Raw genomic sequence first — 9,161 nt, forward strand, 5'->3', positions numbered from 1 at the left:
AATTGACGGCAAACAGGTGCCTTTCAGGGCATCTGCCGCTATTCCTCGTATCTACCGCATGAAATTCCATCGTGACATTTACAAGGATCTGAAAGCCCTGGAAACCTCTATCGGTGACAACTCCACAGAGGCATCCGGGCTTGATATATTTTCTCTGGAAATGTTCGAGAACATCGCATATGTCATGGCGAAACACGCTGACCCCACTATCCCCGACACACCCGAAGAATGGCTGGACGGTTTTAACACCTTCTCCATCTACCAGGTGCTGCCTCAGCTTATCGAACTGTGGGGTCTAAACACGCAAACGGAAATCGAGTCTAAAAAAAACTTCGCCCAACTGACCGCGAAATGACAACGCCGTTGTTTCTGCTTCGCTGCGTACAGCTTGGCCTGTCCATTCGTGACCTGGATTTGCTCACCATTGGCATGGTCAATGATATGTACGCAGAAAGCAGAAACGATGACGCGAAATACGCAACTCTTGCTACGCAGGAGGACTTTGATAAATTTTAAAGGAGGTGTCGCATGGCTAATCGCATAAAGGGTATCACTGTCGAAATTGGCGGCGATACCACCAAACTTACGGATGCCCTTAAAAGTGTCAACGGTCAAATCAAGAATACACAGACCCAGCTGAAGGACGTGGAAAAACTACTAAAACTGGACCCTGGAAACACGGAACTTCTGGTGCAGAAGCATCGTCTACTTGGGGATGCGGTTAATGAAACCAAAGAGAAACTGGAGACGCTGAAAACTGCTGCCGAACAAGCAAACCAGGCACTTTCCAATGGTGACATCACCCAAGATCAGTATGATGCGCTCCAGCGTGAGATCGTTGAAACCGAGCAGGCTTTAGAACGCTTGGAAGAGCAGGCAAACGAATCCGCTACGGCTGTTCAGAAGATTGCTGTAGCCGGAGAAAATATGAAAGACTTCGGCTCCAAGGTAGAAAGTACAGGTAAATCCTTACTTCCACTTTCTGCCGCAGTGACCGGTATTGGTGTTGCCGGACTCAAGGTTGCAACAGACTTTGAAACGGCAATGTCCAGTGTTAAGGCAATCACCGGGGCCACAGGTGAGGAATTTGAACTGCTTCGTGAAAAGGCTATTGACCTTGGTGCAACCACAGCATTCTCCTCCGGTGAAGTTGCAGAGGCAATGACTGAAATGGGTAAAGCCGGGTGGTCAACCCAACAAATTCTGGACGGCATGTCCGGTGTTTTGGATGCAACCGCCGCTTCTGGTGAAAGCCTCGGTTCTGTGGCCACCATTGTAGCAGACTCCATCACTGGCTTCGGTCTTGCTGCATCGGATTCCGCAAGAGTTGCTGACCTTTTGACTCAGGCAGCTAACTCCGGTACCATCGGTATTACCGACCTTGGTGAATCGTACAAGTACATCGCACCTATCGCACAGTCGATGGGTATGTCCATTGAAGATGTGACAACTGCCATTTCCGCAATGTCGATGGCGGGTATCAAAGGCTCTCAGGCAGGTACGGCTATTCGTACCGTGCTGACCAATATGGCAAAGCCGACCGATACCGTTGCCACTGCAATGGACAACCTGGGTATCAGCATTACCAACAGTGACGGCACATTCAAATCCTTGGACGAAATCGTGACCATCATGCGTACATCCTTTTCCGGTCTGACGGATGACCAGAAAGCCTACTATGCTACAGCGCTTGCAGGCAAGGAAGGTATGTCTGGCCTGCTATCTCTGCTTAATCTTACCCAAGCAGAATACGATGCGCTTTCCGCTTCTATGAACAACTGCAGCGGTGTTGCCGGAGAAACAGCTGCCGTGATGCAAGATAACCTACAAAGTAAAGTTGAGCAGATGGGCGGTGCATTGGAGACACTCGCCATTAAACTGGCAGATTATGTAATTCCGTTCCTTACAAAACTGGTGGAAAAAGTGACCTCTGCCATTGATGCCTTTACCAACTTCAGTCCCGGTGTCCAAAAGGCTGTGCTTGTGATTGGCAGCATTGTAGCTGCGGCAGGACCCGTACTTATTGTTGTCGGAAAAATCATATCTGCCGTTGGTACGATTATGAGCATTGTGCCGAAGCTGGCAGGTGTGATGAATGTGGTCAAGGGTGCATTTGCAGGAATAAACGCAATTATGGCGGCAAACCCTATCCTGCTTATTATTACAGCAATCGCAGCTTTGGTGGCTGCGTTTATTTATTTGTGGAACAACTGCGAGGGCTTCAGACAGTTCTGGATTGACCTGTGGGAGAACATTAAGCAGGTGACCGTTGTAGTCTGGGAAACTATCAAGAACTTCCTCGTTGCCGTTTGGGAGTCTATCAAATCCGTATTCCAGACGGTATTCGAAGTCATCAAAGGCATTTTTGAAACGGTGCTCAATGTAATAAAAACCATTGTAATGACCTACTTTAATGTCTACAAAACCATCATCCAGACGGTTATGACGGTAATTCAAACAGTCATCTCCACCGTGTGTAATACCATCAAAACGGTTATCACTACGGTGCTAAATGCGATAAAGACCGTGTTCACTACTATCTGGAATTCCATCAAAACCATCGTGCAAGCCGTGGTCAGCGGTATTACGGCACTCATTACAGGTGACTTTGAGGGTGTGAAAAATGCCATCACAACCATCATGAGCACCATACAAAATACCATCAGCACGGTTTGGAACACTATCAGCGGTGCTGTTTCCACAGTTTTGGATACGATAAAAAACGCCATATCCAGTGTGTTTACCAACATCAAGACTGCCATCTCCGATACTATGAGTAGCATTTTCGATACCATCAAGGATGGCTTCGAGGGAGTGGTCGGATATATCACAAGTCTGGCATCCAAGGCATTCACCTGGGGCAAAGACTTGGTTATGGGTATCGTCAACGGAATCAAAAGCTGTATCAGCGCCGTGGGTGATGCGGTTAAGAGCGTAGCAGACAAGATTACATCCTTCTTGCACTTCTCCGTTCCCGATGAAGGCCCACTGACCGAATATGAAAGCTGGATGCCAGACTTCATGCAAGGATTAGCGAAAGGTATTGAGGACAGCCGTGGTTTAATTGAAAAGGCTGTATCCGGTGTTGCATCGGATATGATCATCAATCCGAAACTTGGCAGGATGGATACAAGCGGTCTTTCTTATAGCGGTCATGCTGTTTCTACGGAAAGCGCCAATGCAAGTATCACATCTGCAATCACAGATGCACTCGGCAAGCTGTCCGGCAATACCGGAGATATTGTTATTCCTGTGTACCTTGGGGGCAATCTCCTGGATGAGGTTATTGTCAATGCCCAGCAGAGGGCTAATTTAAGAAGTGGAGGTCGATAATATGGCATTCGTACAATATTTGAAATTTGACTACGAGAACCTGCCTTTGCCCGACTCCTATGACTTAGAGCTAAGCGATGTAGAAGCAGACAGTGGAGGGGAAACCGAGGCTGGTACCAAACAGAGGGATGTAATTAGGACGGGAGTAATTACCATTTCTGTGTCTTTCTCTGTAACATCTGCCTGGCTTGCTAAGCTGTCTGCCTATGCCAAGAAAAGCAAAATTCTTGTAGCCTACTTCGATACGGAAACCCTCACAATCAAGCAAACAGAAATGTATATCACTGGCTTTAAGTCCAAGCTGGAGAAAGATACTTCCTACAAAGGGCTGTGGACGGTTTCTTTTACACTCAACGAATTTTAATGGGGGGTGAACCATGTATCCAGTATCAAATGCCTTTCTTGAAGCAATCGAAAGTAATACAAGAAAATATTACTGGACAGGTACCATTACCACGGTAAATGGTGTCAGCTATCCGTTTGAAAATAAGGACATCGTCAAAGGTTCTGGATATATCACCCGTCAATGCTGCGGCTCTACGGAAATTGAACTTGGTACGGTCTATGCTGCCGAACTTGGTATCAGCCTGTTTTCGGACATCGACCGCTACACCCTTGAGGGTGCTGAGGTCAAGCTGTACTTTCATCTTTACCTTGCTGATGGAACCGTGGAGTCCATTCCGATGGGTGTATTTGAGGTATCGGAAGCAAACCGAAACATCAAGACCTTGGAACTAAAAGCCTATGACTATATGCTCCGATTTGACAAGTCACTAAGTCTCAATGCCACAAGCGGTACGGCATTCCATTATCTGGCGGCGGCTTGCTCCGCTTGCAAAGTGGAACTGGCACAGACACAGGCAGAGATTGAAAAACTCCCCAACGGCAAGGAAACCCTCGGTGTCTATGCTGAAAACGATATGGAAACCTATCGTGATCTTTTATTCTATGTGGGGCAGGTGCTTGGTTGCGTCTGCCTCATCAATCGTGAGGGCAAGCTTCAGCTTGTGCCGTATTCGAATACTGCGGTGATGACTATTCCTCAGAAAGGACGCTATACCAGTTCCTACTCGGATTTTGTGACCCGCTACACAGCGGTGTCCTCTACAAATCAGCTGCGCAAAGTAGCGGAGTACTACGCCTTGGAAACGGACGATGCCTTGACTATGAACCTGGGTGTCAATCCACTGTTGCAGTTTGGCTTGGCGGCAACCCGTGAGCGTATTCTTACTGCCATCCTGAATGCCATTGCGAAAGTGGAATATATCCCATTTGACAGCTGCACCATCGGCAATCCGGCTCTGGACCCCATGGACATTTTGCAGTTTACGGGCGGTCATGCAGATAACACTAAAATATCATGCATTACGAGCATTACCTACAATATCAACGGTAAGAACAGCCTTAAGTGCGTGGGTAAAAATCCAAAGCTGTCCAGTGCCAAGAGTAAAAACGAAAAGAACATCGCAGGTCTGCTGAACCAGGTGGAAAACAACAAAACGGTCATTTACAGCTTTATGAATGTATCTCCGTTTTCTATCGGATCTTCTGCTACGGAAGTGCTGTCCATTACTTTCACGGCCAAAGAAAGCACATCTGCTATGTTTCTTGGCGAATTTCTGATTGATGTGGTTGCTGATGATACGGAACGCTTCGTTGAAGGTACCGCTACCTATACCGTACAGGAAGCCGAAAGTCTCGTTAAAAAAGAACAGGCGGTGACCTTTACCTTTATAGAAAAAATCCAGCCAGTATTAACAGTGACCTATAAAATCAACGATGAGACCGTGCATACCTTTATCCCGCAGATGACTTGCGTGCACGGAAAGCATATATTGACGCTCTTTTATCCTATGTCCGCCATCATCGAAAACAGCGAAAACACATTTGATGTGTATCTCTCCGTGGATGGTGGCACAGTGAACATTGGTGAAAGTCAAATCCGTGCGACTATCAGTGGACAGGGTCTTGTTGCAGGTGTCGGTGACTGGAACGGACGAATTTCCATCAATGAAATCATCAATCGTATCGCTATTTCGGATGTGCCTTTCGGTTATACAGCGATTTCTGACAGCACCGTAGCCACCCATCCTTGGCTCGATTATCACGCTGTTACTCAGGCTATTGCTCGTATTGCCATTACGGATGTCCAGTTTGGCTATGATTTGTTGAACGAGCGCATTACCGCAACCGAGGTCATCAAGACCTTTACAATAGATGCGGAATATCCTCCTCATTACAATATGACCTTCGTTGGTCTCAATGATGACGGTGCATTTGTCATGGCCTGCGATTATGCCATCGTTTCTGCTGAGGAAGAAATCGACCACGGCAGAATGCAACACTTGATGGTCAATACCACACAGTATGAGCGTGTGAAAAGTTTGGAGGTGGAACTGTGTTAATTAAACAGACCGATTATTTATGGAAAAGGAATCCGCTTGAGGATATTAACATCGTAGCAGACTCCTTTATCTATGTCCCGGAAAAGCCGGTCAGAGTCTACAAATTTGACTCTGCCGACTATACCGGAGAAATTACTATCTTTGAAACCGAGGACGCAACTGAACCCTTGTACCAAGGTACTCTGCCGTATATCCCGGATATGCCCATTGCCTTTGATGGTCTTGTTTTTGTGCTACCGGAAAGGGAAGACCCCATCTCTGTTACCATCCATTTGGTGGCGGAGGTAGGTACTCCCAAAGCCGTGCTCACACCATACCTTAACACCACCACCGGAATGTCTGCGATTAGCAGTAGCTACAATGATGATAGTGTTTATAACACCGCCGGTCTTTCGTCTTTCAAATTCAATGGAACGACTGCATCCACTATTTATATCAGCAGTAACCATTACATTGGTTTCGGCTCAAACAGCGAACAACTGAAAATCTGCCGAAGAGACGGATGCTCCACAGCTATCTACCGCCAGTCCATATCTTTGGCAGATGGAATACAGGTTCTCAAAATCCGATTTGAGGGGTACACCGTTTACAACAACCGTGTCCCAAGCAACAGGCTGGTTTTTGAGGTGTTTCTTATTTCAAATAACGATATCTTCCTCAACATTGTCACCACACCGACCAGTGGCAACTATGGCGAGAGCAGCCTTGTTTGCAACGGAATAACCACCCCGTTGAATGTAAATGTTGGGTCTCCCGATGGTGCTATGATCAGCTTCTATCACAAGGATGCGCAAGGCAAGACCTGGGACATCGCATACGAGGCTTACACGCAGTCCGGTGTTTCCTCTCGGCTTTATTTACTCCGCTTGGAGGATATGTTTTATACCGTTGCTGATGGTGAAATGGTGGCTCTGGATGTGACCGAGCCAAGTGCTTTAGCATTCCTAGAACACGGATTTGAGGAACTGCCAAATGCAGATTTTTTGACTCCTCTTGTAAATCCGCAGCTGTATTTATGGGAATCCGGGGAGGATACCACACCTGTCAAAGCGGTGCTGAAAGCATATCCGTATCCGCAGACACTTTCCTGTGTTGCAGATATGAGCCACATCACCATTTTGAGCATCAAGCTGTTCACCGCAGAATACTCCGGGGATGTGCGTGTCCAGTATTCCATAGACGATAGCGTCAGCTATACCGAGGAGATTGCCATTGCAGAGTTTCTCAATACCGACCTCAATGTTCTGTGGAAAAGTCTGCCGGAGAGCAAACGCTTGTATCTGTGTTTCATTCTTCACGATGATGCAACACTCTCACGATTCAAAATAACCTACGAAAATTCAGGAGGGATGTAAAATGTTGAAAGGGAAAATGATTATCGAAATGACCGATGTGCATACAGGCGAAACAGAAAAGGTTGTGGAGCACAATATGATCACCAATGCGCTGTCGGAGATTTTTAAGCCTCTTGGTCTTTCCAAAGACCCAAGCATCTTGCTCAATAGCTTTGCTCCGTATTACCAGAAACTGCTCGGAGGCATTCTGCTTTTTGACAAGGCTATTGAGGAGAATCCTAACAATCTGTATCCGCCTGCTGATGCAGCACTTATCGGCTGTGCTTCCTACGGAACGCAGAATAATACCAAAGGAACCAAACGTGGTGGCTACAACCAAACAGAAAGCGAACTTAACCTCACCGACCGCTATATGAAATTTGTGTATGATTTCACCACCTCACAGGCAAACGGCACAATTTCCTGTGTCTGTTTAACCCATGCCAACGGCGGCTATACCTCCTACGGCGGAGCAGATGCAGTGCTATCCTCGTCCTATCCGCTGGGAGCAAAGATAGATGATGGCTCCTTACAGTATGTTTATACCAGCTATACCGGCGGTAGCACCGGGGATAAATATAGTGGTTACGCGGTAGGCACTACGGAACTACTCTTTTTGATTGATCGCGAAAACGACATTGCTTATTACTTCCGCATCGACAGTGCCTCCGCTATCACCATCATTAAACGCCGGGCATATCTCAAGAGCGTTTCTGTACTGACCAGTCCGCACTCGAAGAAGGAATATGTGGATGAATTTAAGATTGAGGATCTTTCTCTCAATACTTCCTACATCTCCTACAATTTTGACCATGCGACTAACTGTCTGTATATCACTACATCCTCTGCAAGCTATAGAGATACGGGCGCTGCTTTTAACATCACAAAAATCGACATCAGCAACTGGGCGGTTACGAAGTACAACATGACCAACACCGCTAATGAGCGAATTGCTACCAGTGGTATGCGTTATGCCTTTTGCCACAACGGTTTTGTCTACATTAAGACTTATAGCAGTCCCTACAATGTATATAAGTTTGAAATCAGCAATGCAGCAAATGTGGTGAAAATGACCCGCAACAGTAACTCGAACATCAGCGGTCAGGCACAGCTTGCAGTTAACGGTCGTATTTATTACGAATACTACAGCAGTACCTACATTTTACATATCGCAAACGAGGCAACGGAAGAAATTCTGAACCCAGAAAACGGCTACATTTACTGTGGAGGTTCTAATTACCAATACTGCTATACTCCGGTTCTAAATGAGCCGATGCTATACTTCGTAAGCTGTGGTAGCCAGACCACCATTGGGTACATTATTCTGCTTAATTACCTGGCAACCATCAACAATCTTCCGGAGCCGGTCACTAAGACCAGTGATAAGACCATGAAGGTCACCTATATCATCCAAGAACAATGACCACAGAAATCTGCGATTGCTCCATTCGGGGCAGTCGCTTTTTTCATACATCCATTTATGAAGGAGAAACTCTCTATGAAAGAATTATGGAACACGGGGCAGCTTGTATTTGCTGCAATCGGCGGATGGCTCGGCTATTTCCTCGGCGGATTTGACGGCCTGCTTTATGCGCTCATTGCCTTTATGGTGGTAGACTACATCACTGGTGTCATGTGTGCCATCGTGGACAAGACCCTTTCCAGCGCCGTTGGCTTCAAAGGTATCTGCCGCAAGGTTCTGATTCTTGCCCTCGTTGGTATTGCCCACATTCTCGATGTCAATATCATCGGTGGCGGCAGTGTACTCAGAACCGCTGTTATCTTTTTCTACCTCTCCAATGAGGGCGTGAGCCTTTTGGAAAACGCATCCCACCTTGGATTGCCGATTCCGGAGAATATGAAGGAAATTCTGGCACAGCTTCACAACCGTGCGGAAAATACAGAAAGTGAGGGCAGGTAATATGAATTTACATAAACTTATTTTAACGGAAAATGCCTGCTACAAAGCGGGCAGAAAAATCACCGTCAAAGGCATCATGGTGCATTCCACTGGTGCCAACAATCCGTGGCTGAAACGCTATGTGGGCCCGGATGACGGCAAACTGGGGAAGAACCAGTACAACAATCA

At 46.7% G+C, this 9,161-nt stretch carries 8 protein-coding genes and 1 pseudogene; all 9 read left to right on the forward strand.

What is annotated here, in order from left to right; genetic code table 11:
• Position 1 precedes the first annotated feature (1 nt).
• Positions 2-355, forward strand: coding sequence for a hypothetical protein (locus ACH2EM_RS09620; RefSeq protein WP_395152276.1), 354 nt, complete (start codon positions 2-4; stop codon positions 353-355).
• Entirely contained in the window at positions 352-516 is a 165-nt protein-coding gene (locus ACH2EM_RS09625) for a hypothetical protein (protein WP_395152278.1), read from the forward strand. The genes ACH2EM_RS09620 and ACH2EM_RS09625 overlap by 4 nt, the downstream gene beginning before the upstream one ends.
• A gap of 12 nt (positions 517-528) precedes the next feature.
• A complete protein-coding gene (locus ACH2EM_RS09630; RefSeq protein ID WP_395152280.1) occupies positions 529-3,333 on the forward strand; it encodes a phage tail tape measure protein in 2,805 nt (934 codons plus the stop codon).
• A 1-nt stretch (position 3,334) separates the two neighbouring features.
• Positions 3,335-3,697: a hypothetical protein gene (locus ACH2EM_RS09635; protein ID WP_395152282.1), complete on the forward strand. Its 363-nt coding sequence runs from the start codon at positions 3,335-3,337 to the stop codon at positions 3,695-3,697.
• A 13-nt stretch (positions 3,698-3,710) separates the two neighbouring features.
• Positions 3,711-5,738, forward strand: a complete 2,028-nt coding sequence (locus tag ACH2EM_RS09640; protein WP_395152284.1) for a hypothetical protein — start codon at positions 3,711-3,713, stop codon at positions 5,736-5,738.
• A complete protein-coding gene (locus tag ACH2EM_RS09645) occupies positions 5,732-7,093 on the forward strand; it encodes a hypothetical protein (protein WP_395152286.1) in 1,362 nt (453 codons plus the stop codon). Before ACH2EM_RS09640 ends, ACH2EM_RS09645 begins: the two co-directional genes overlap by 7 nt.
• 1 nt (position 7,094) lies before the next feature.
• Positions 7,095-8,495, forward strand: coding sequence for a hypothetical protein (locus tag ACH2EM_RS09650; protein WP_395152288.1), 1,401 nt, complete (start codon positions 7,095-7,097; stop codon positions 8,493-8,495).
• A 75-nt stretch (positions 8,496-8,570) separates the two neighbouring features.
• On the forward strand, positions 8,571-8,993 hold the full coding sequence (locus ACH2EM_RS09655) for a holin family protein (protein ID WP_395152290.1): 423 nt from the start codon (positions 8,571-8,573) through the stop codon (positions 8,991-8,993).
• Position 8,994: 1 nt separating this feature from the next.
• A pseudogene (locus tag ACH2EM_RS09660) lies at positions 8,995-9,161 on the forward strand (amidase); the annotation flags it as partial.

This window comes from uncultured Allofournierella sp. (assembly GCA_944382705.1).
Taxonomy (GTDB): Bacteria; Bacillota; Clostridia; order Oscillospirales; family Ruminococcaceae; genus Allofournierella.

Excerpts from the sequence above, each read along its gene's own strand:
- ACH2EM_RS09640 (WP_395152284.1), top strand. The coding sequence starts at position 3,711 with ATGTATCCAGTATCAAATGCCTTTCTTGAAGCAATCGAAAGTAATACA.
- ACH2EM_RS09630 (WP_395152280.1), top strand. The coding sequence starts at position 529 with ATGGCTAATCGCATAAAGGGTATCACTGTCGAAATTGGCGGCGATACC.
- ACH2EM_RS09625 (WP_395152278.1), top strand. The coding sequence starts at position 352 with ATGACAACGCCGTTGTTTCTGCTTCGCTGCGTACAGCTTGGCCTGTCC.
- ACH2EM_RS09635 (WP_395152282.1), top strand. The coding sequence starts at position 3,335 with ATGGCATTCGTACAATATTTGAAATTTGACTACGAGAACCTGCCTTTG.
- ACH2EM_RS09655 (WP_395152290.1), top strand. The coding sequence starts at position 8,571 with ATGAAAGAATTATGGAACACGGGGCAGCTTGTATTTGCTGCAATCGGC.
- ACH2EM_RS09650 (WP_395152288.1), top strand. The coding sequence starts at position 7,095 with ATGTTGAAAGGGAAAATGATTATCGAAATGACCGATGTGCATACAGGC.